We start from the raw sequence: 23,782 nt of genomic DNA on the forward strand, positions 1-23,782 counted from the left end.
CAAAGCCCAAGAAATCTGTGGTTACATTCATTTACACGTGTGCCTGAATAGTTGCGATTTTTTTTCAAAAAACTAAATTGAAGACCCGGATGTTCTCCTGAAAATGGCTCGTTTAAAAAAATGGTGCGAAGATATCAACGCTTCACAAAAGAAAGCACGCTTTGATTATGTATTTGTTGATGAGGAGGATTTCAAGAAATATAAACCGGATTCATTTTCAAGTCTTATAAATAATTTCAGGAAATATAAAGGTGACAAGGCTGGCTAATATCTACAATGTCCCCTTTTGCTTTTGTCAGGTTAATTTGCAGGTTAATTTGTAGCTACACCTTGATTAGTTATTTAATCTTTGTTACGCGCATAGCAATTTTATCTCTATAATCATAAATCAAGGTGTGGCCCTATATTCCCTTTCTATATTTCTTTATACTACATCTCTACGGGTTCAGATTTGTAACCTGAACCAAACGTTTTATACTTTCAATCACACCTTCTATTGACAGAGGAAATGACAAATAAATTCAAAATTCCAAACAGGGATTTTGGCAACACTTTAGTCTTTTGAAACTGGAAATAATCATTTGTAGTACGACTAACCTCGTCGCACTACAAATGATTGTTGTTGGAGTTTTCTAAAAGACTAAAGTGTTACGGATTTTGTTATTTAGGCATTGGAGTTTTACCTCAGTACATGGCCCCATTATCCGCATAAACGCATCGATTCAGGTTACAAACCTGAACCCGCCTGGAACCATTTATAGCAAATGCCTCGCCCCTACACTATGCTGCAAACACCGCTATTATTGGAATTTCTCAAAAAACTAAAGCGTTACAAAATCTGCTTATTATCCCCTTGCGGTTTAACACAATATTAACATTTCCTTAATACTCCCTTAATATTTACCGTGTACTATGCTTTTTAGAAATTACATAGTACGTTGCTTATATTGTTGATTGATAAATTGCGAAATCCCACACGCTAGCTCAGACCGGCAAACGAAAGTTTGCAATACGGAAAGCATTTTGGGGAAATATATGCCAGGCACACTTGAATAATCCCGCATTAAAAAAATATTGAGAAAACTAAATCGTTATATACACCTACGCTTTATATATTTTTATACCGTGATGGTCAAAAAACATTAAAACAGAAAGGAGGCAAATTGTGGAAAAAATGTATTCGAGAATTGAGAAAGTAAAAGACGGTGAATTTATTATGGAGGAAGACACATGGGCATACTTTGCTTTTGTGCTTAGGGAGGGGAAGGCAAGGATGATGAAAAAAGTTGATGGAAGGCAAGTGGTTATCGGCACATTAAACAAAGGGGATATTTTTGGGGAAACGGGTTTTCTCGGAGAACCAAGGAGAACTACTTCCGTTGTTGCAGAAGGTGAAGTTATGGTGGAAATGATCGGAAGAGATTCCTTTATGAGGTTTTTTCATGAATTACCAAAGGACGTACAGGCTAATCTGTATGCAATGGATAAAAATCTCACAATTATTGCTGAAATCTACAGCCGGCTGGTTGTTTTATTCCAGATACTGCAAGACCATGAAACAAAAATGACTGAGGCAAAAACACTGGAAATGGAACTCGAAAAACTTCCGGAATTTGTGAAAGACATGGTGAGTGCCATTGCAAAGCGGCACAATAGGGCGGTTGAATGCCTTAACAAGCTTACCTGTCAGATAGAAGAGAAGCAGACAAAATTAATGTCCCATTATAGCTAAATAAAATAAGGCACGTGTTATAACGTATAGCAAGGTAAAGGTGAAATAAAATAACAACTAAAGTAACAATTTAGTTTTCGAAAAACGTATTATCTATAAGCTCCATAGGAGCGAACTGTTTGTAGCAAGATAAGATATTGTAACAGATCGTAGAGACAGGTTTGAAACCTGTCTCTACAATCAGGAGCGGCCTGTTTATCTATGAATCATAAACAGGCCGCTCCTATGGAGCTATTTACCCTATTGAATTTTATTGAGCTACAAACAGACCACCCCTAACGGGGTTATATTGTTTTTTATATATTGGATTTTCAAAAAGCTAAATTGTTACCAACTAATGAAGTGTGCCCGTTCATAAGGGTGCATTCCTGATTTTTTGAGACTTCCGCCATGTTTTAATGAAATATTGCCGTAGTGTTAACGCTGACAGGGTTCTGAACCCTGTCAGCGTTATGTCGTCCTGGCCCAATAAACGGTTACAAAAAATCGGGAATGCCCCCCGTTCGTAAAAACTCCGTACGACAAAGATTCAAATGTACGGATTGTTTAAATGGCTACATTATTATGAAATATGTAAACAACAAATCACAGATGGGTAAATCACGGCTACCCCTTTTGTAATTGTATCCCATCCATCCCGTTTTCAATCTTAACACAAAATTAACAAATCCTTCATATTCTCTTAATAAATAAAAGTTACATTTTCACGCATGTGATGCTCACAATCCGCTTCATGCAGATTGGCGCTCAATAAATCAGGCCATCGGTGGACTTAAATATTAAATGAACAAAAACGAATAATAAAATAATGAAAGGAGGCACGAATGAAACAGAAAATCGTATGAAAATAATGGAGCTATACTGATGCGCTAAACAGTAATTAATAAAACTATGATTTAAAGGAGAAATATATCGTGAAGAATATGAGAAAGATCGTATTGACAGCGTTGACAACACTTTTCTTTACAAGTGCTGCCAGCGCCGCCACAGTAAAAGTGTCAAAAAATATTGATACTTCTACTACATGGACTGCTGACAACGTATACCGGTTAGAAGGCCAAATCTTTGTTTTGCCTGGCGCTAGTCTTACGATAGAGGCAGGGACAGTCATTGCCAGCACTACCGACGTTGGAGGCAGTCTGGCAATAGCACGCGGCGCAAAAATCTTCGTAAACGGCACAGAAGACAACCCTGTAATAATGACCTCTACCGACGATGTGGCTACATGGGAAAAAGATTCCAGCCACCCCAGCGGCGGCGACCCCAAAACCGGCACATGGCGTGAAGGCGCAAATGAGTGGGGGAATCTGACTATTATGGGTGAAGGAGTAATATCCGCTTCCCACTCTAAAGGCCTTCAGGTGGGCAGCAACACTAAAGATCCTTCAGGGCTGAATGAGGCGCAAATGGAAGGCCTTACGGATGCTGATTACTCATTGTATGGCGGCGCAGATGACAATGATGACAGCGGTTCCATCAGCTATTTGTCCTTACGATACGCAGGAAAAGTTGTTGGCCTTGGTAATGAGCTCAATGGTTTATCGCTGGGCGGTATCGGGCGTGAAACCGATATCGATCATGTTGAGATTATGAACAATGTGGACGATGGCATTGAAATCTGGGGCGGTACGGTTAATCTGAAATACGCCAGCATCTGGAACGTTGGTGACGACAGTTTTGACGTTGACCAGGGCTGGCGCGGTAAAGCACAGTTTCTTTTTGTTGTTCAGGGCTACAGCGTCGATGCAAAACAAGGTTCCGGTGTTGGCGACAACTGTTTTGAGATGGATGGCGCAGAAGATTCTGACGCTCAGCCAGTTACTACATCCGTAATTTATAATGCCACAGTTATTGGCAATCCACTTGATGGTGACCATGGAACTGCATGGCGAGATAATGCCCGGGTGCAGTTTCGCAATTGCATATTTATGGATCTGGGCGAAAAACTTGTAAGAGCCGACAATGATGATGGTGACGGCGCTAATGGTTATGGTTACAACGGCACGTTGTCATGGGAAAAGACGTGGGAAACAGATTATACAGTTACTTCCACGGTGAACGATTGTGGCGGATGTCCTTCCGCTGCTTTCAATAACGCCAGTAATCTTTATACAACCCAGACGTCAGGTAAACTTGCGGAAATCACAGACAGTGTGTTCTTCAGGAACCTTCATGCGGATGCATATACGGACGCAGATACAGTCGGCGTAACAACTAACGGCGGCAGTAATTCCGGAAAGAACAACGTGGTGGTTACCGGTACCGATAATAAGGATATGCCTATTGTTAGCTTAACCCGTGGTACAAGTTTTACTTCCTCAGAAGGCAAAGGCGTCCTTCCTGTAAAATCTGTAGACCCACGTGCCGCTAATGACGCCCTTGTTAGTGCGGGTACTGCACCTAATGACGGGTTTTTCACACCTGTTCAATATCGGGGCGCTTTCAGTGCGGATGATAATTGGATGCAGGGCTGGACTGCTGCGTACGCATACGGAATGATCGTTTCCGATGACGACGAAAATCCTGACGTAAACCCGGTAAAATCGATAACGGTATCGCCGTCTAGCCTAACCCTGAATAAGGGTGATAGCGCTGATGTGGCCATAACGTTGGCAGACGAAGACGGAAATGCCGTAGAAGGCAATACGGTTAAAACGAAGCTAAATCGTGCAGGCAAAAAACGTGTAAGTATATCGTCAAACAGTGAAGAGACAGATGAAAACGGTGAGGCTGTATTTACCGTTACTGCTAAGAAAAAAGGTAAAGCGGTGATTACCTTTCAATCAGACAGCCTGAAAGAAAAACTGAAGGTCAAGGTGAAGAAATAAACAAGTACGGTTGTGGATTAAATACTGTGGTGGGTTCAGGTTTGTAACCTGAACCCGCACAGAGTTGTTCGTGTTGCATAAGGAATGGGAGGCGCTGACAGATTATTTTTGTCCGTTTTCCCCTGTTTTACATAAGGCGAGTAACTAATGACGCAAATGACAAAGGTATTTACCGCACTTTTCTGGATATACGTCCGGCTAACGGACATCGAACCCTTTTTCTTAAAACCATTAATATAAAATGACAATACGATCAAGATATATCCTCTTAAGGATTGTTTTCCTGCTATTCTCATTTACGTTGGGCTGCGGCAGGTACGATACCGACAACGCTGCAGAACAGCATACAACACTTTTGGTAGAGACGCTAAAGGACCAACCCCTGGCTGCTTACCAAAGAGAATTGCTTGTCCTTGCGTTTGAAACGGCGTCAGCAATTCCTGTTAAGCCACATATTAAAGATAGGTCGCGCATGCAGGAAAAAGCGGCGGCGGCTTGTCTTGAGCTGAATCAGCCTTTCCTCGCTATTGGTTTTATTGAACATATTGACAACTGGCGCCGCGGTTCCGGTTACGGTGATGTTGCATTTTATTGCGCTAAAAATGGTTACACTGACGAAGCGATGCAGTACATTGACCTTGCAGATCAGGTCTCTTCCTCTGCCGAAGAATGGCGCAAAGTACATATAAAAGTGAAAATTGCTAATGCTTACCTGCTGCTTGGTGAAACAGAGAAGTCTGCACAATATGCATCGGGAGTAGAAAATGCTGCGTCCGGAAAAGTTGCTGGCGTTCGGGCGATGATTGCCAGTGAAGATCATTTTGAGAAACAAATGGATGCGCTGGATGCATGGATTGAATCTGGAAATTATGACGCAATCGTAAATGCATTGGAGGCTTGCGCTAAATTATTTAACAGATTTTATGAAAACAAGGGGTGGCGTATGCTGGCGGAAGAGAAGCTTAAAGCATCATGGGAAGTACTTCCGGTATTTAAGCGCATTGATCTACTTATGGGACTGGCAGGATTTGCGCTGGACCATGCCGACCAGCCGAAGACGCTTGAATTGGTAAATGAAACGCAATCGATTATTGATTCAGCACAATGGCGGCCTGAACATTATGTTTCACTTATGTCCAGGGTATCCAGGCTGCGTTATTTGGCAGGTGACAGGCAAAAAGCAATGGCAGATGCCGGCGATATCCTTAATTTTTATAATTTGCAGAAAGAAAAAATAATTACTATCTACCGGGCAGGAGCGTTGCTGCCATTAGCCGAAGCGTATCAGGCAATGGGTAACACAGAGGAAGCGCTTCAAATATATGCGATGGCGATTCAGGAAGGCGTTGAAAATCCCAATTCCAGACCACGGGCAGAAGATTTATCTGCCGCCTGTTTATCTATGGCGCTGCATGGTGTAGAGCCTGATGTTGAATTGTGGGGCAGAATACGCGGTATTAAAGAGGGACTTGGCGATCCCTGGTGAATAAAATAATAAATTATTTCTTAACCCTATAAATATAAAACGTACTTATGCAAATAAAATGGGGTGCATTCCCGATTTTTTGTATATCTTCACACATTTTGTTTTTTTACAAAAGATTGTAACACTTTAGTCCTATGAAAAAAACCGCTCGTTCCCAAGCTCCGATTTGGGAACGGGATTGTTTGAGAAGCTCCAGCTTCGAATGGAAAAGGGAATGAACCCATGATGTCAGCTTGGAGGCTTTTCAGTATGTTACCCAAGATATTTGGAGACCTCTTTTGAACCGAATAATACGCAAAGCTTCGCTTACTTGCTAAATGGAAGCTAGAGCTTCCAACGCAATTACGTTCCCAAGCCGGAGCTTGGGAACGAGCATTTTTGTTTTTCCAAAAATCTAAACTGTTACAAAAAATCAGGAATGCTCCTATAAAATGATTAGTTTGAATTCTGGCAGAAAAGGTAGATTTGTTTAAAAATGACGAATAAACGGAGTGGCTGTTTAAGCATCATCTTGTCATTATTATTTGCAGGTGTTGCTTTCGCTCAACAGAAAGGCTCAATTCGTGGGATTGTGTATGACAAGGAGTTTGATGCGCCATTGGCTACTGTACAGGTTACTATTGCAGAAACGGGAGATAAGATAATTGCTACAGACGAAGGAATATATTTGTTTGACCATGTAGCTCCAGGCAGCTATACGCTTATCTTTTCGAAAAGCGGTTATACCCGTCAGGTGCAGGCAAATGTGGTGGTTTCTCCAGGGAAGATGACGGAAGTTGAAGTTTCATTGTCGGGAGAGTTTACGGATATGGAAGAGTTTATTGTTGAGGATATTCGTACAGGAGATACAGAGGCGGGCCTTATGGAGCTTCGTGCTGAAAGCCCGGCACTTCTGGATTCCATTAGTTCAGAATGGCTACGTCAGGCAGGAGTGACTGATGCGGCAAGTGCATTGAGTCTTGTATCGGGCGCTACGGTGCAAGACGGCAAATTTGCTGTCGTGCGAGGGCTGCCGGACAGATATGTCAGTTCACAAATGAACGGCGTGCGGCTGCCTACCGCGGACCCGGATAAACGTGCCGTACAGTTGGACCAATTTCCTACGGAAGTAATAGAAAGCATTCAGGTAAGCAAAACATTTACACCGGATCAACAGGGCGATGCATCCGGTGGCGCTGTGAATGTGGTGCTGAAAGGTATTCCTGATAAAAATGTAATCAGATTTAAAACTGGATATGAATATAACACGCAGGCGGCAGGTAACGATAATTTCCTCACCTACAAGGGTGGAGGAGTGAATTTCTGGGGGATAGACAAGAAAAGCAGGGATATCCCTTCGGACGGTGTATTTACCGGTTCAATGGGAGTTACCGGAGACGAAGCGCCAATTGATTATTCAATGTCGATGGCCGCCGGGGGAAGAATTGAATTGGGGAAGGGCATCAGTGTAGGGGGGCTTGTCAGTTCCTATTATAAGAAGGACAGTTCGCATTTCGACAATGGTATCGATGATGCTTTGTGGGTTGACAGCAAATACAGGGGCGATGGGCTGACTCCGCAGTACGGAAACCCCGACTCCCCACCCGATCCACCCATACCCGCTGTTGGAGAAGATTTTAAAACCTCTCTATTTGATGTCACGGAGTCATCTGAAGAAGTGCAATGGGGTGTTTTAAGCGCAATTGGGATGGAAATAAAAAACCATTCGCTGCAAGCGCTTCATATGCATACCCAGGTTACGGAGGACAAGTCGATTCTTGCTGAAGATACCAGGGGCAAGGCATACTATTTCCCCGGATATGACCCAAACGACCCGAAAGGGCTGGGGAATGACCCGGACAATAGGTTTGCAGCCCCCTACCTCAGAACTGAAACGTTAAAATATACGGAAAGGGAGACCGATACACTACAATTTACAGGAGATCATACCGTGCCGTTCTCTGAAGCGGGCATTAATGATTTCTTTACAATACTCTCTCCTAAAATCGACTGGACAGTTGCCATGAGTTTTTCAGGTCTTAATGAACCTGACAAACGGCAATTTGGTTCTGCATGGTATGCAGAATCGTATGATGAAGGGTCTCCGGTTTATGGAATCGATCCGGAATACAAACCCGCTTATTATGGCCCATACACGCCTGCTGCAAACTTCCTGCTGGGAAATGCATCACGGACATGGACCGATATTTCAGAAAAAAGTAACCAGTATTTTTTAAATCTGAAATTCCCTTTTGAGCAATGGAGCGGAGATAAAGGATATGTGAAATTAGGGCTTTTCACGGATAAGGTAGATCGTAAGTATGATCAGGATTCATATGGCAATTACCGGCAAACTGGGGATAGCGCTATTCCAACGTATGAAGGATCATGGGATGACTATTCTTATAGCGACGAATTCCTTGATCTGGGCGGCCCTACAATGAAAGACGGCCCTCCCTTTGTTGATGTCGACTACGAGGGAGAACAGAAGATTTCGGCATGGTACTACATGGCGGACTTACCCCTCTGCTCATTCCTCAATGTGATTGGCGGAGCACGCTATGAAACAACGAAACTGAACGTAATAAATGACCCTGAAAAAGACGCTAAATGGGTTACTACCGATGAAAACGGGAATCGTCTATACGTTGACCTGCTTCCAGGAGATGCGGACGTCGCGTATCGTCAGTATGATGTGTTGCCTTCACTCGGATTTGTATTGAGACCCTTTAGCAAGATCACATTGCGCAGTTCATTTAGTGAAACCGTGGCGCGTCCGACTTTTAAGGAACTCACTCCGATTCAACAGCAGGAATTTCTGGGCGACGATGTTTTTATCGGAAATAACGCACTGCAAATGAGTGCACTAAAAAATTACGACCTACGGCTCGACTACACTCCTTATCATGGCGGCTTGGTATCAGTTTCCTGGTTCCACAAAGACATCGAAGACCCCATTGAATACGTGCAGGACCTGGTGAACGCTTTTTCATTTACGACCCCGCTGAATTTTCCTGAAGGGAAATTGACCGGTTTTGAAGTAGAGACACGACAGCATCTGGGCTATTTCTGGGATGTGCTGAAGGGTATTTCGATAGGAGGCAACGCAACGTTTATTGACTCGGAAGTGACGCTTCCTGAGAGCGAACGAACACGGCTTGCCGATGCCGGGGTGGAAACGACCAGCCGCAATATGATGAATGCACCTGAATATCTGTACAATATTTACACAATGTATGATATTGAACGCATTGGTACGCAAATAGGGCTTTTTTATACGGTGAAAGGAGATACGCTGGTGGCCGGTGCGGGAAATGTAAACGGAAACTATGTGCCGGACGTCTATGCAACGGAATACGGCACGCTTAATTTCAGCGCTTCAAAAAATATCGGGAAACACTTTAACATAACGTTTAAGGCGAAAAACCTGCTTAACCCTGAAATTGAAGAGGTATATAGGCCGCCGGGTTATTTAGGAAATGACGAGGTCAGAACCTCCTATACGAAGGGGATAGATTTTTCAATTTATATAAGCGGTACATGGTAAGACATTATTTTAGCAGAGACGCACTGCATGCGTCTCTACATTAAATGCATGGAAATGGCAATGTTTGTTTGCTTAAAAATTACAAAAATATCAGTATTTTATTAAAAGAGGATGAATAAATTATGAAAAACAAAAAAATATATAAATGCCGGAGAGTAAAAACCATTGGCGGTGTATTAGTGAAAATGCGTTGCCGGCTACCCACAGTCGCATTGCTGCTCATTGCTTTTTTCATGTTTGCCTTTATAACAATACCATTCGAAACGGCTAACGGCAGTGTGGATAGCGCACGGGCGGCGCTTGAAAAATGGGTTGAAACCCGTCGCATTATTTCAAAAGAGAAACTGGAATTTGAGCTTGCGAAGGAAATGCTTTCTGAGCGGATAGAACTGCTGGGACGCGAAATTGAGACCGTGCGTAAAAAAAACAGTGAGATCGAAGCAAGTATAACGGAAGCGGATAAAAAGAGGGCGGAAATGTTTGAAGAAAATGAAAAACTTAAAAAAGCATCTACAACTTTAAGCGCTACCGTGATAGAACTTGAAACCAGAACAAAGGAACTCTTGAAAAAACTGCCCGACCCTATTAGAGGACGTGTGAAACCGCTCAGCCAGAGGCTTTCAGAGAACCAGGAAGATACAAAACTATCTTTGGGAGAACGATTTCAGAATATCATTGGAATACTAAACGAAGTAAATAAATTTAACGGCGAGATATCCGTTGTAAGTGAAGTGCATGGTCTGCCGGACGGAAACCATGTTGAAGCGACATCTCTTTATATTGGAATAGGCCAATCATATTTTGTTAACGGTAATTGCGACAAGGCAGGATTAGGGATTGCTTCACAAGACGGCTGGATTTGGAGGCCTGCCAATGAACATGCCGCTGCTATTGCCAAAGCGATAGCAATTTTGAAAAATGAAACCGCAGCGGCATTTGTGCAATTGCCAATAGAAATTCAATAAACGGAAATGAGGGTATTATGAAGACAATTAATTGTATCGGTATTGTAATGCTGCTTACTATTTTTTGGGGGTATGCATTTGCTGATGATAAGCAAAAGAATGTTGAAGGCTCCTTTGCCCGTGCTGAAGTAATGGTGCAGGGGCAGCTTGAGGAAGGCCTGGCGGAACTCAGCGCCCTACGTGAATTGATAGCAGATGAAAAAATCCCGCTTAACCGCAAGCTTAACGACCTTGAAAGTGAACTCGTCCGGGTACGTATGGATTATCAAAAGACTTCACGTATGCTTGACAGCCATACGCTTGACCTTAGCAACCTGAGAAATGAAATTAAATCGCGCCATGAGGAGGCTACGTATCTTTCCAACCTGATGGGAGAATACGTAAGAAATTTTGAAACAAGGCTGCACATCGCAGAAATCCAGCGCTATGGGGAAATAATTGAAAAAGCCAGGCTTGCTGCCGAAAACAACAATCTCTCCAAAGATGAGGTATTTAAGGCGCAGGCGGCATTAGTTTCTGTATCTATAACACGTCTCGAAGATGCGCTTGGCGGTTTATGTTTTGAAGGCGAGGCGGTTGATACCGACGGATTGGTAAGACACGGTGATTTTGCTCTCGTCGGGCCGGTTGCGATTTTTCGCTCAAAAGATGGAAATAATGTAGGCACTGCGGAACAGCGCCTCGGCTCGCTTGAACCCTCAATTATCGGCTTTGCAAGTAACAGCGACGCCGTTGCGGCGGCACAGGTTGTATCAAATTTCCGTGGATATTTTCCGATCGATCCGACACTTGGCAATGCTCACAAAATTGAAGCTACCAAAGAAACATTTTGGGAGCATATACGCAAGGGCGGGGTGGTCATGGTTCCCATTTTTGCACTGGCGGGGGCTGCGCTTTTAATGGCAATTTACAAATTCATTGGTTTAGCCTTTTTACGCAATCCGCCTTCAAAAGATATAGGTGTATTTATCAACGCCATTGCGAGGCACGATAAAAACGCAGCCATGCAGGCGGCTGAAGCCATCAAAGGGCCTGTCGGCAAAATGCTCTCAGCCGGAGTTGAACATGTTAAAGAAAAAAGCGAACTGATTGAAGAGGTCATGTACGAAACGATACTTGCCACACGCCTGAAACTTCAGAGCCTGTTGCCATTCATTGCCATCAGTGCATCTTCAGCTCCTTTGCTTGGACTGTTGGGGACGGTAACCGGCATTATAAACACCTTTAAACTGATTACCGTATTTGGTTCGGGAGACGTTAAAACCCTTTCCGGCGGTATTTCAGAGGCTCTGATTACCACCAAATTTGGCTTGATTGTGGCAATTCCGTCATTGCTGCTGCATGCCTTTCTTTCACGCAAGGCGCGCAGTGTTGTTGATCAGATGCAAAAAGCCGCTGCTGCCTTTATCAATCAGGTGAATAAGACACCTTATGAACGCGTTAAAATGAAAGAAGAAGATAGTTATTTAGCAATGAGTGATAATTGATAAAAAGGTATATACAATGAATGTACTGACCGAACATTTAAAAACCCTATGGGAACAGGCATTATCCTTATGGCTTTCCGGAGGATGGAGCATGATTGCCCTTGCGGCAAACGCCCTGGTACTGTTTGGACTTGGAGCGCATATGCACTTTAAACTGAACGAAAAGGGCTTTCGCCGCGTTCCTGAAAAGATATGGAGCCGCTGGATAAATCATCCTGAAGAAAGAAAAGGGCATATCGGAGCGCTGCTCGATTTTGTTGCAGGCGGCAATTCGATAAAACATGCGATCGTTCTGTTTCAGGAACTCCATACAACGGAGATTGCCCCGTTAGGAAGGGATTTGCTCGTTATGAGAATATGTATAGGCGTATCACCGCTTTTAGGTCTTCTTGGGACGGTAACCGGTATGCTTACGACATTTAGCGCCCTTGCTACAGGGTCAGGCGGTGAAAAAACTATGGGGCTTGTTGCACAAGGGATTTCGGAGGCATTGATTACGACTGAAACCGGATTGGTGTTGGCGCTGCCAGGCCTTTTTTTTCAGTATCACCTGTCGCGTCAATACGAAAGGTACAAAAGCTTCCTTGCCCATCTGGAAACAATTTTTACACAGAAACTTTATAAAAAACTTGCGAAACCATTTTAACAGGAAGGAACTTTATGGGACGTTTACGTGATTTAGCGGCGGAGGACAACAGTGATACAGGGATAGATATGTCGCCGCTGATTGATTGTGTTTTTATCCTGCTTATCTTCTTTATCGTCACAACAACCTTTGTTGAAGAGACAGGGGTTGAGGTTGATAAGCCTCAGGCTGCATCCTCTGTCAGGCTGGAAAAAACAAGCATACTGATAGCGCTGACAGATAAGGGAGAGGTAGTTTACGGCGGTAGGGAAATCGGCGTCAGCGGAGTACAGCCGCTGGTGAAACGCATGCTTCAGAAGGAAGAGGTTCCGGTAATAATTCAGGCTGATACCGCAGCGCAGTCCGGACTGCTGGTACGTATCATTGACGAAGCCAAGCTGGCGGGCGCCGTCAAGGTAAGTATTGCTTCCCGTCAGTCTAAAAGTTGAGCATAAATAGAGTGAAAGATTATAAAACGAGTTCTACTTCGGGCCATATATCTCATTACATAAGGGTTGTTTCTGCCGCAGCGGGGTTGACGTTTCTCTTTTTTCTAATATTGCCGCTAATGCAGACGATAAGCAAACCTCCCCGGGCTGATATGGCGGTGCGGGATATAGATACGGCTTATGTGCCTCCACCCCCGCCACCTCCGGAAGAAGAACCGGAAAAAGAGCCGGAACCTGAAGAACCTCCGCCCGAACTTATGGACGAATCACCACCGCTAGACCTGTCGCAGCTTGAATTGGCCCTTAATCCGGGTTTAAACGAAGGCTGGCTGTCCGGTGACTTTGCCGTAAAACTAAATACCGTTGCCGCAGGCGCAGGGGACGATAATCTTGACGCGTTGTTTTCAATGGCGGATCTTGACCAGAAGCCGCGTGTTGTCTATCAGCCGGGGCCTGTCATTGACAAACAGGTAAGAAAAAAGGCGCCGGGAACGGTCTACATACTTTTTATTGTTAATCAGAACGGACGTGTTGAAGACCCCATGGTGCAGCGTTCTACTGATTCTGTATTTGAAAAGCCAGCGCTTGCAGCGGTAAAGCAATGGAAATTTGAACCTGGCAAACGGAACGGAAAGGCTGTCCGGTTTCGCATGCGTGTTCCCATCAGTTTCCCGAAAGGATAGTAATTATGAAAAGATTATTTTTGCAGATTACAAATAGTATGCTTATCTTTATCATCGCCGGTATATTTTATTTGATTTCATGGATAACCGTCCCTGAAGAACGGCAGGCCTGTGCTTCGGGATTAAGTCAATCAGAACTGAAAATCTGGAACGATTTGTCGTTCCAAAAACGGTTTGCCGAAAGCTATATGGCAGAGACTGAAATTGAGCCGCGCGTGACTATGGAGGAACGCGACAGGATGCAGAAGGTGCTTGGGTTTATGTCTTCCGGTGAAATGGACAAGGCTGCCGGCCTGCTGGAAAAGAGCCGTGGTGACAAGGCGAATGCACTTTATGACTTTATGCTTGCTAACATACTATTTCAACAGGAAAAGATTGACCAGGCTGCAGGGATATATCAGATTGCCGTGGAAAAATATCCGAAATTTCGCCGTGCATGGCGCAATCTAGGCCTTATATATGTGCGCATGAGCGAGTTCGAAAAAGCACTGCCTGCGCTTACCCGTGTGATTGAACTCGGCGGAAGCGATTCATTAACATACGGGCTGCTGGGCTTTGCATATTCATCTGTGGAAAATCACCTTTCTGCCGAATCGTCTTTTCGCATGGCCGTTTTGCTTGACCCTGCCACTATTGACTGGAAAATGGGGCTGGCTCGCAGCCTTTTTAAACAGGAAAGATATGCAGAGGCTGTTTCGCTTTGTGATAGTCTGATTTCCGGCAATCCCGACCGTGCAGATTTCTGGTTGCTGCAGGCAAATGCCTATATCGGGCTTAACCAGCCGCTTAAGGCTGCTGAAAATTATGAACTTGTCGATCGCATTGGCAAATCTACCATAGATAGCCTCAACATGCTGGGTGACGTTTATATCAATGAGGGGTTATACGAAATGGCGGTAGATGCTTATATTCGTGCTATGGGAAAAGGTACACAGTATAAGATTGAGTGCGCCATTCGTGCCGCCAAAGCGTTGACTGCTCGTGGAGAGATTAAAGAAACAAGGAAACTGCTTGATAGTATAAAGGCCTTGCATGGCGGACAGCTCAGCACTGAAGATAATAAAGACCTGCTTAAACTTCGTGCAAGGCTGGCCGTTGCTGAAGGTTCCGGCGGCGAGGAGGCGCGCGTGCTGGAGGAGATTGTCGGACTTGACCCGCTGGATGGCGAGGCGCTGATTTTGCTTGGACAACATAGCAACCGTAACGGAGACACTGAAAGGGCAGTGTTTTATTACGAAAGGGCGGCCAATATAGAAAAATATGAGGCGGATGCCAGGGTGCGCCATGCACAGTTACTTGTAGGAATGGGTAAGTATGACGAAGCCCTGCCACTGCTCCGCAAGGCGCAGCAACTTAAACCACGAGACGACGTTCTTAAGTACATGGAACAGGTGGAGCGTATTGCCAAACCACGATAGTTTTGATACAAAAGCACGGCGAAATCTTATACAAATAGTTTCGTCTTAAAATATCATTCTTGAGTGTAGGGGCGAAGCATCTGCTGTAAATTGTCATAAATGCATTCATACCCAAAACGGGCAAATGCTTCGCCCCTACTTTAGTGTAACCTCTGTACCTGTCTTACATTTAGCAGGTAGAAACTATTCTGAAATTAGAGAATATGAAAACTAATTTACCGCGAAAATGGCTGGAATTTGATTCTTCGATATTTTATGAAAAGCTGGCAAAATGGATACTCAGCATCCTCATCCTGGTCATCCTTTCCGGTATGTTGGGCGGCGTTGTCATTACGATGTTTCATTTGCGGCTCCTCTTTAGCCTGGACATAGAACACGCCCTGCGGGTTATTATCATAGACGCCCTCACCATCCTTGCCCTACTGGAGATATTTAAAACCACTATGGCGTATTTTTCCGAAGGCCGCATAAAGGTGACCTATATTATAGACACGGTCATTGTTGTAATGCTTACGGAAATCATGGCGTGTTGGTTTAAGGAATTCGATCTGTACAAACTGGGTACGATAGCCGTCCTCGTCTTAGTATTGTGCGTTATGAGGGTATTTTCCGTTAAATATTCTCCAGGTATAAAACACCCCTGACCCATAGCAACCTTAACATAAAATTAACATGTTCTTTATACTGCCTTTACATAAGAGTTGTTTAATAGTATAGGAATTTCAAGCCGGTCACACAGTCGTACAAGTTGTGCAAAAGAAATTTGCCGAAGGTATGATTTGTAATGTAAGGGTTTAGAGAGTTTAATTTTATATTTATGGAAAGGAGCTACTATTATGAAAATGAACACGTTTTTTATTTGTCCTGAATGCGGGAATGACAAGGATTTTAAAATCTTTACGAGCAACTTTCAGATCGTCAGACAATCGCCAGAATTGGGGCGATGCATTGACTCAAGCTTTGCCCTGCCTAATCTGCGGCAACATGACAATTACATCGAATGTGTGCCCTGTCTTAAAAGGTATGATTATAACGATGCATTAACGAACGGGAGGAGATACGTTAGGGCGATTGGGAGGTTTAAAAAAACTTACCCTATGTCTCAGCGGTAAGTGTGTCTTTTAACGTAGGAATAAATAGTCAAACAAATTAGATTCTTTAAAGATGAACAATAAAATTCATTGTAAGGGCAGCACTGACAAACCCAGTTTGTCCGTGCTGTTATGATGTTGAGCCGTTTCACTGTAAAACCGTATTAAATATTTTGAAAAATAGATGTTTTAGGCGTATTTCTAAAGTTTGGTGCGAAACGAGAACGTGCCGTTCATAAAAATGGGGGTATGCGCTATGACAGCCGCAATCGCTTTCATTTCCGAAACAAATAAAAAATCAGGTATCAGCAAAGAATTGGAAGAAGAATTCATAAACATTATTGAGAAGGGGCTGATTTTCACCAAATTTCAACCCATTGTTTGCCTTGCCACGGGAAACGTCGTTGCGTATGAGGCATTAAGCAGAGGTCCGGAAGCAAGTATGTTCGAAAATCCAATATTCCTGTTCGAAGTAGCCGAAAAACTTGAGATGTTGGAAGACCTGGACATGCTGTGCAGGGAAAAGGCTATTATGAACGCTAAAATATTGGGCATGAATACAAAGCCAATTAAATTATTTATCAACATAGACGCGGCATGTATAACCTATTCAAAACATGATAAAGGAAAGACAAAGACATTAATTGAGGAATTTGAGTTTGAAATGGACAACGTTGTACTTGAGATTACGGAAAGGACGTTCATAAATGACTCTCAGATTTTCCACCAGGCGTTATCACACTATCAATCGCAAGGGTTTTCAATAGCTATAGACGACCTTGGGTCTGGAAGTGCTGGCCTGCGGCTGATATCGGAAATAAATCCACAGAAAGTGAAAATTGATAAATTTCTTGTTGAAAACATAGATAAATCATTTAAAAAGCAGGCCATTGTAAAAATGCTGGTAGATATGTGCCACAGAGTCTTGAATTCAAAAATTGTAGCGGAAGGCATAGAGACGTTTGAAGAATTTACCACCGTAAAAATGCTTGGGATTGATTGGGGACAAGGCTACCTTTTCGGCAAACCATCATCAACACTACAACTAGTTTCAGGCTACGTTAAAAACAAAATCATTTTACAGCAGCATGCCAATGGCGGAGAAGTCTTTTCTGATGAATCGAGAATTGAAAACATAGCGTCTTTGAATGTACCTGCCTTTCATTGCGACACGCAGATTGGAAAATTGGTAGAAACATTTAATCAGAACCCAGAAATGCTTGGCATACCAATTGTGAATAATGGAATTCCAGCGGGGCTTGTCATGAAAACCAACCTTTTCTCTCAGTTGAGTAAAAAGTTCGGCTATGATCTTTTTTATAAACGTCCTGTTTCATACTTAATGGGAACAACGTTCTTAACCGTTGATGTAAGCGAGGATATTGATTCAGTTGCAAAACAGGTGCTCTCTAGAGATTTTTCCATGCTATACGATATATTTATTATTACCAATAACAATAAATATTATGGCGTCTCCACGGTTCATGCCCTACTTGAGAAGATGACCACCTTAAAAATAAAACATGCAAGCCAGGCCAACCCGCTGACGGGGCTCCCTGGAAACGATTCCATAAAGGTATTTGTTGAAAAACAGATAAGAGCCGGTCAGGATTTTGCCTGTGTGTATTTTGACCTGGATTTTTTTAAGGCCTATAACGACTATTATGGATTTTGCAAGGGTGACGAAGTACTCAAAAAAACGGCATATTTGATTATGGAGATATTTAGCGTTTCAAGAATCGGCTATGTTGGACACATTGGAGGAGACGATTTTATCGCTATTATTCACACGGAGGAAGCACAAGACTTGTGCGCCAGATTTATCCGTGAATTTGACGCCATGGTACCCAAGCTGTACGCAGAGATTGACGTGAAAAACGGCTGCATCGAAACCCTGGACAGGAATAATCTAAAATGCAGGTTCCCGTTGATGTCCGTATCGCTCGCAGTTGTTGAATCAAAAGAGAACTCGCGATTTCAATCACTTCTTGAAATAAGCACGGTTGCGGCTGAAATGAAAAAGAAGGCCAAAGCCGTTAAAGGGAGTGTTTTCCTGATAAATCAAAGGGCAAATTGCAAAAGTCGCAACCCGATACAAATCATTGGATTGCAACTTGATGTCTTTGTCTTACACCTTATTTCGTGATAAACTCACGCTAGGACTTTTATGCTTAAATCACGAAAAACCCAAAAGAGAACACCAACTGCAAATATGATTAGTGAGGTTATACCTGCTCGGTTTAAATACCATTGACGCGATATTTCCTTACCTCTATCCATAAGGAAGTTTTCAGCATGGACGAGTATACTCGAAGCCTTTTTGTAATCATGCTTTAGGCTCCTTGCCAAAGCCTCACCTAATAATCTTTTAAAATTTAACTGGTTGTTTTCGGAAAGATGAACAATTGGTTTGCATTCCAACAATGCAACCGTATTTAATATTTCGTGATGCTTCTCTGGAGATTGCGGGCCTTTTGCATCAAACTCTTTACTTGTTATCCAGTCTAAATCATTACGATGATCTATAAAGGCAATAAATTCCTCTGTATCTAAAATTAGATGTTTTAGTTCAAGTGGCCCCCATTTGTCTTTGTTGTAATCTGTGATCATTTTCTCACCGTTTAAACAATAGCAAATGGGTAAAAGTCCATACGTCTCCCAGCATTAAATACAGGGCTTTGAGGTGCATTTTTTGCGTATGTCATTGTTTTTGCCTGATCAAAAGCTGCATTTATTTTGACAATGCCATATTGATTGTTGTTTGTAGGCGAAAAATATTTCGGGGCAGCTAACAACTCTTGAGTAAAAACACCGCCACTGCCGTCGTCACCAGCAGATTGGTTGATATCACATGAATATGCAACAATACGACCTTCAGGGTTAGCCATTACTGCGTCATCGAATATTTTTCTATAATCTATGGGTATGGCCGCACTTTTCATAAATGCCTTCATTGCGGCTCTCGTTTCTTCCATTGTCTCGACTCTAATTAATTTTCGACACACATCGACTATGACCAAGTGACGTTTGTTTCTAGGATTTATACTGCTAATCGAAACAGTCTCATTTTCTTTTACATACATTACCGTTTCATCAAGACCTTTTCCGACACGATGCTCACCATGCCCAGAGCAAGAAATAAAAACATAATCTTTGTACCTAGCCGATTCGATTTGCGCATCCACAGCGGCGGAACTGGGATCTGAAAGGGTTACTATTTCGTCTGCCCTCCAAGCCCCACCCTTATTCGACAATAAAAACTGTTTAATATTCCCCATATCAGTGGTCACGCCAGGAAGTTCCGGTTTTACGCTTGGGGATCCAATTAGTATTGCTTGTCTCGATATCGCCATATGATTTCTCCTTTTTGTACCGGATAGGTCACGGGCATTGCTGCCCGATTCCCTCCTAAGAACTGTACGTGATAGTTTCCCATCATACAGCTCAAGCACCTGTTTAAGCTTCTCTTATGGAGAAACCCGCTAATAAATTTCTTCACGTTAATAACTGACTGTCAGTATATCAAAAAAAAACGAAGGGGGCACCAGGCTTAGCACCCGTCATTTGCGTTCCCTTCTTTCAACTGATTCATTCAATGTTCACGTAATAAGGCACCTGCCAACTATCAGCCTCATTACTGAGCCGGTAATATTTCAACCGGTATCTCTTCCATTACAGAAAAGCATTCGCTTCCTTATGGCATCTCACCCCCAGTCCTCCAACAGCATGCCTCACGGTTAGCCTGCCCATAGGGCGAAGGTCTGAGTTTCCACGTTCCGTATAATTGACCCTGTAAATGACTTAGATGCGTCCTGGACACCGGTGGTTCTACAGTTCCGTGCAAGCACGTTAGAGACTTGCAACTTTACCAACATGCTATTCACTGGGGAATAACCTTCGACCTGTTAAACCTAGTAGGTCTGTCGCTCATTGACGATGCGTGCGGACATTCATATATTTTCATCATATCATTCGTTCCTAGCCCTTAACCGGATAGGTTTTCCGGAGGGGTCTGCCTGTCGCCATTTCGACTCAATTCGGTACGTTGTCCGTGAGGCTTCGCACCCCGTCGTCAGCGCAATGGTAGCACGCTCACGTAGGAATAAGCAGGAACATGCTTAGTACACTCAAGAAGAAAATCTTCTTTTAGTACAATCAATTATGCGACATCGTGTCGCGACTAACGATAGAAGTCAGGAACAGCCAGGGCTACCACTGACCTCAATAAAAACAAAAATATTTCAATATAAAAACGAACTACAAAAACGCCTCGGCCCTGGCTGTTACCTGAACTGACGGGTTATAGTGCTTTTTCGTATTACCTTGGCTTCAAATACTTTAGGAGTTCATTGGCAGCATGAACAATCCAATCAGTATCTTTGTAAGCCCATCCACCCATGCCATCTATATTTAACTTAATGTTTTCACTACCTTTACTTTTCTCATAATTATCAATTGCCCTTTTAAAGGAACGTCTATTCCAAAAATGGAGCTGTTCGCAAATTAGAGATAGGGTTATGCCATAGGATCCTGTCAAATTGAAGCGAGGGTTATTTCTAATAGCTAAGAGTTCACTACGAATTGGATTAATCAATTCATTAAACTCTTTCCTTTTATCTCTTCCGATAGCGAGTCGGTTGCTCACAAGATATCCAATAAAAGCTCCAAGAAGAGCAAATGCAAATTTTTCCAAAATATCATTCATAGGACCCTATAACATCCATTTATTGAGGGTTTCATAATCATTCTGGCTCGAAAATAAGACTACAAAAATAGCTTAAGTACATGTACCGCAATATGATATGGCTATAAAACCATTTTCATCGTTTCTGGGTGTTGCTAATGCAACATGATGACTGCTTTTGTATAATTCTTTATCGCACTATAACAAGTAATTGTTAAGTTTATAGATAACACCATATAAAGTTACACATTCTTATTCTATTATTGCTTTTTCTTCAAAAACAAATAATTTATCATGGATAATCCGTCATTTTTGTATATTGTCTGTAAGGAATGGGGATTATTACATTTTCCTTGATATTCCGCAAGAGGGTACTTTTGGAAAAATAGGGTCACACCTTGATTAGTGATTTTACCTTTTATAATTGTTTATTGGCTTCATCTTCTTTAAATATCTTTTATTTCATAACACTTTAGTTTTTTGAACAATTCCAATAATAGTGCTGCTGCTTGCCGGATAGTAGTGTAGGGGTGGAGCATTTGGTATAAACGGTTGCGGCTCGTTCCTCATTTGAGCTATCTAAGTAGAGACAGGTTTCAAACCTGTCTCTACCATGTAGTGCGACGAGGTTCGTCGCACCAAAAAAAAAGTTGTGCGATAAGGAATAGGGTCTACTCAAATAGTGCGACGAACCTCGTCGCACTACAAAGGATAATTTCCAGTTTCAAAAGACTAAAGTGTTACTTTATTTCATAGTAGCTACTCTCGTACACTCCGACTTATAATCACTGATCAAGGTGTGAACCCAAACCTCATGTTTGCAACCTGAGCCCGCCTGGAGTCTGCGCATTTTAGTCTTTGTCATTTTACTTCGGCCTTTTGCTCCTTTGCCCACGTATCACGCAGTAGCGCCGTTCTGTTAAAAACAGGTTTTTTACTGGCGGTGTCTTTTGCATCAACGCAAAAATAACCTATGCGCTCAAATTGGTAACGGCTCCCGGGTTTAGCATCTGCCAGTCCAGGTTCTACACGGCATTTAGCTATTATTTCCAGGGAATTTGGGTTTAGAAACTTTTTAAAATCAGTTTCATCTTTTTCTCCGCATGGAGATTCCTTTATGAATAAATGGTCGTACAAACGCACTTCTGCTTCAATTGAATGTTCGGCAGAAACCCAATGTATTGTGCTCTTGACTTTACGGCCATCCGGTGCGGAACCGCCCCGTGTTTCCTGATCATAGGTGCAGTGCAATTCTTTGATTTCGCCGGTCACTTCGTCTTTTATTGCCTTTATACAGGTAATGAAATAGGCGTAGCGTAAACGGACTTCACGCCCGGGGGCAAGGCGAAAGAATTTTTTGGGCGGTTCTTCACAGAAATCATCCTGTTCTATATATAAAACCCTGGAAAAAGGCGCCTTTCGTGTCCCCATATTTGGGTCTTCCGGGTTGTTTATACACTCCAATTCTTCCACATGACCCTCGGGGTAATTAACAATGACTACCTTAAGCGGGCGCAATACCGCCATTACCCGGAGAGCATGTTTATTAAGGTCTTCGCGGACAAAGTGTTCCAGCAGTGCGATATCAACCATGCTCTCTCTCTTTGCCACTCCAATTCGTTCGCAGAAATTGCGTATTGCTTCCGGTGTATATCCCCTCCTTCGCATGCCTGAAATAGTAGGCATTCTTGGGTCGTCCCACCCACTTACCTGCTTTTCCTCTACCAGTTCAAGTAATTTTCTCTTGCTCATCACGGTATAGCTGAGGTTGAGGCGTGCAAACTCTATTTGTTGCGGATGGCATTCCACCCCTAACGTGTCGAGTATCCAATCATACAGGGGGCGATGGTTTTCAAATTCTGTTGTGCATATGGAATGCGTGATCCCTTCAATGGAATCGGAAAGGCAGTGGGCAAAGTCGTACATCGGATAAATACACCATGTATCGCCGGTCCTGTGATGCTTTGTACGCCGGATGCGATAGATAGCAGGATCTCTCATGTTTAAATTGGGAGATGACATATCAATTTTTGCGCGAAGCACCTGAGCGCCATCCGCAAACTCTCCGTTGCGCATGCGTGTAAATAAATCAAGATTTTCTTCTATGGTTCGTGTGCGATAGGGGCTATCCTTTCCCGGTTGAGTCAAGGTGCCGCGGTGCTCTCTTATCTCGTCAGCGCTTAAACTACATACATAGGCCTTGCCTAGCCGTATCAACTGTACCGCATACTCATACAGCTTTTCAAAATAATCGGATGTGTAATAAAGATGCGTTCCCCAGTCAAAGCCCAACCAATGTACATCGTTTTTAATTGACTCAACATATTCAATTTCCTCCTTGCAAGGGTTTGTATCATCAAACCGCAGGTGACATACACCACCTTTATTTTCCAGGGCAATACCAAAGTTAAGACAAATTGATTTTGCATGCCCGATGTGCAGGTATCCGTTTGGTTCCGGCGGAAAACGTGTAACCACCCTACCGCCGTGTTTATTCGTTTTTATATCTTCCGCAATAATTTCCCTTATAAAATCAATCCCGGAAGCAGGATTATCTGTAGACATATTATTTCACTCCTTTGCGACCGAAGGTCATGGATATTTTATTCTTTTGAATTAAAGGTTGAATTTTATCATTCTAACACCATTAAGCAACAGCATTTTTAGGTGCGTTTCGCACAGGCAAGATGCCTGTGCCACAGATCTGTGTATCATTTACGCTGAATAGTTACGGTGAAAATGCTGTTTATCATTGTTTGTACAAGACTTCTTCTCTAAAATGAAGTTTTTATTCTCAATTATGTTAGC

At 42.9% G+C, this 23,782-nt stretch carries 17 protein-coding genes; 13 read left to right on the top strand and 4 right to left on the bottom strand.

What is annotated here, in order from left to right; translation table 11 throughout:
* The first annotated feature begins 103 nt into the window (after positions 1 to 103).
* From M5U24_RS10185 to M5U24_RS10245, 13 genes are all read left to right on the top strand, one after another.
* Entirely contained in the window at positions 104 to 268 is a 165-nt protein-coding gene (locus M5U24_RS10185; protein WP_157820591.1) for a hypothetical protein, read from the top strand.
* 906 nt (positions 269 to 1,174) lie between these two features.
* Positions 1,175 to 1,732, top strand: coding sequence for a cyclic nucleotide-binding domain-containing protein (locus M5U24_RS10190; protein WP_295101339.1), 558 nt, complete (start codon positions 1,175 to 1,177; stop codon positions 1,730 to 1,732).
* A gap of 914 nt (positions 1,733 to 2,646) precedes the next feature.
* On the top strand, positions 2,647 to 4,560 hold the full coding sequence (locus M5U24_RS10195; RefSeq protein WP_338140597.1) for a hypothetical protein: 1,914 nt from the start codon (positions 2,647 to 2,649) through the stop codon (positions 4,558 to 4,560).
* Between the two features lie 241 nt (positions 4,561 to 4,801).
* Positions 4,802 to 6,046 (top strand): hypothetical protein, encoded by a 1,245-nt coding sequence (locus M5U24_RS10200; protein ID WP_298202341.1) that lies wholly within the window; start codon positions 4,802 to 4,804, stop codon positions 6,044 to 6,046.
* A gap of 475 nt (positions 6,047 to 6,521) precedes the next feature.
* Positions 6,522 to 9,572: a TonB-dependent receptor gene (locus tag M5U24_RS10205; RefSeq protein ID WP_295101329.1), complete on the top strand. Its 3,051-nt coding sequence runs from the start codon at positions 6,522 to 6,524 to the stop codon at positions 9,570 to 9,572.
* Positions 9,573 to 9,694: 122 nt separating this feature from the next.
* Positions 9,695 to 10,537, top strand: a complete 843-nt coding sequence (locus M5U24_RS10210) for a DUF3450 family protein (protein ID WP_298202344.1) — start codon at positions 9,695 to 9,697, stop codon at positions 10,535 to 10,537.
* Between the two features lie 17 nt (positions 10,538 to 10,554).
* Positions 10,555 to 12,024 carry a MotA/TolQ/ExbB proton channel family protein gene (locus M5U24_RS10215; RefSeq protein WP_298202346.1) on the top strand — a complete coding sequence of 490 codons (1,470 nt, stop codon included), beginning with the start codon at positions 10,555 to 10,557 and terminating at the stop codon, positions 12,022 to 12,024.
* Between the two features lie 16 nt (positions 12,025 to 12,040).
* Entirely contained in the window at positions 12,041 to 12,670 is a 630-nt protein-coding gene (locus tag M5U24_RS10220; protein WP_197705198.1) for a MotA/TolQ/ExbB proton channel family protein, read from the top strand.
* A 14-nt stretch (positions 12,671 to 12,684) separates the two neighbouring features.
* The gene (locus M5U24_RS10225) at positions 12,685 to 13,098 is read left to right on the top strand and encodes a biopolymer transporter ExbD (RefSeq protein ID WP_197705197.1); all 414 of its coding nucleotides are present in this window, start codon (positions 12,685 to 12,687) and stop codon (positions 13,096 to 13,098) included.
* A gap of 11 nt (positions 13,099 to 13,109) precedes the next feature.
* On the top strand, positions 13,110 to 13,781 hold the full coding sequence (locus tag M5U24_RS10230; protein ID WP_157820588.1) for an energy transducer TonB: 672 nt from the start codon (positions 13,110 to 13,112) through the stop codon (positions 13,779 to 13,781).
* Positions 13,782 to 13,786: 5 nt separating this feature from the next.
* Positions 13,787 to 15,199 carry a tetratricopeptide repeat protein gene (locus tag M5U24_RS10235; protein ID WP_099325689.1) on the top strand — a complete coding sequence of 471 codons (1,413 nt, stop codon included), beginning with the start codon at positions 13,787 to 13,789 and terminating at the stop codon, positions 15,197 to 15,199.
* Between the two features lie 203 nt (positions 15,200 to 15,402).
* Positions 15,403 to 15,843: a phosphate-starvation-inducible PsiE family protein gene (locus M5U24_RS10240; RefSeq protein ID WP_230405701.1), complete on the top strand. Its 441-nt coding sequence runs from the start codon at positions 15,403 to 15,405 to the stop codon at positions 15,841 to 15,843.
* A gap of 703 nt (positions 15,844 to 16,546) precedes the next feature.
* The gene (locus M5U24_RS10245) at positions 16,547 to 18,436 is read left to right on the top strand and encodes a bifunctional diguanylate cyclase/phosphodiesterase (protein WP_298202349.1); all 1,890 of its coding nucleotides are present in this window, start codon (positions 16,547 to 16,549) and stop codon (positions 18,434 to 18,436) included.
* A gap of 5 nt (positions 18,437 to 18,441) precedes the next feature.
* Here M5U24_RS10245 and M5U24_RS10250 read toward each other — a convergent pair whose 3' ends face one another.
* The 4 genes from M5U24_RS10250 to M5U24_RS10265 form a co-directional block, all read right to left on the bottom strand.
* Entirely contained in the window at positions 18,442 to 18,900 is a 459-nt protein-coding gene (locus M5U24_RS10250; protein WP_099325681.1) for a hypothetical protein, read from the bottom strand.
* 11 nt (positions 18,901 to 18,911) lie between these two features.
* Positions 18,912 to 19,643 carry a caspase family protein gene (locus tag M5U24_RS10255; protein ID WP_157820583.1) on the bottom strand — a complete coding sequence of 244 codons (732 nt, stop codon included), beginning with the start codon at positions 19,641 to 19,643 and terminating at the stop codon, positions 18,912 to 18,914.
* A gap of 965 nt (positions 19,644 to 20,608) precedes the next feature.
* Complete coding sequence (locus tag M5U24_RS10260) at positions 20,609 to 20,995, bottom strand: hypothetical protein (RefSeq protein WP_099325679.1); 387 nt, start codon at positions 20,993 to 20,995, stop codon at positions 20,609 to 20,611.
* A gap of 840 nt (positions 20,996 to 21,835) precedes the next feature.
* Complete coding sequence (locus M5U24_RS10265; protein ID WP_099325678.1) at positions 21,836 to 23,539, bottom strand: glutamine--tRNA ligase/YqeY domain fusion protein; 1,704 nt, start codon at positions 23,537 to 23,539, stop codon at positions 21,836 to 21,838.
* Between the last annotated feature and the right edge of the window lie 243 nt (positions 23,540 to 23,782).

Source organism: Candidatus Kuenenia sp., assembly GCF_027493735.1.
In the GTDB taxonomy this organism is placed as follows: domain Bacteria; phylum Planctomycetota; class Brocadiia; order Brocadiales; family Brocadiaceae; genus Kuenenia; species Kuenenia stuttgartiensis_A.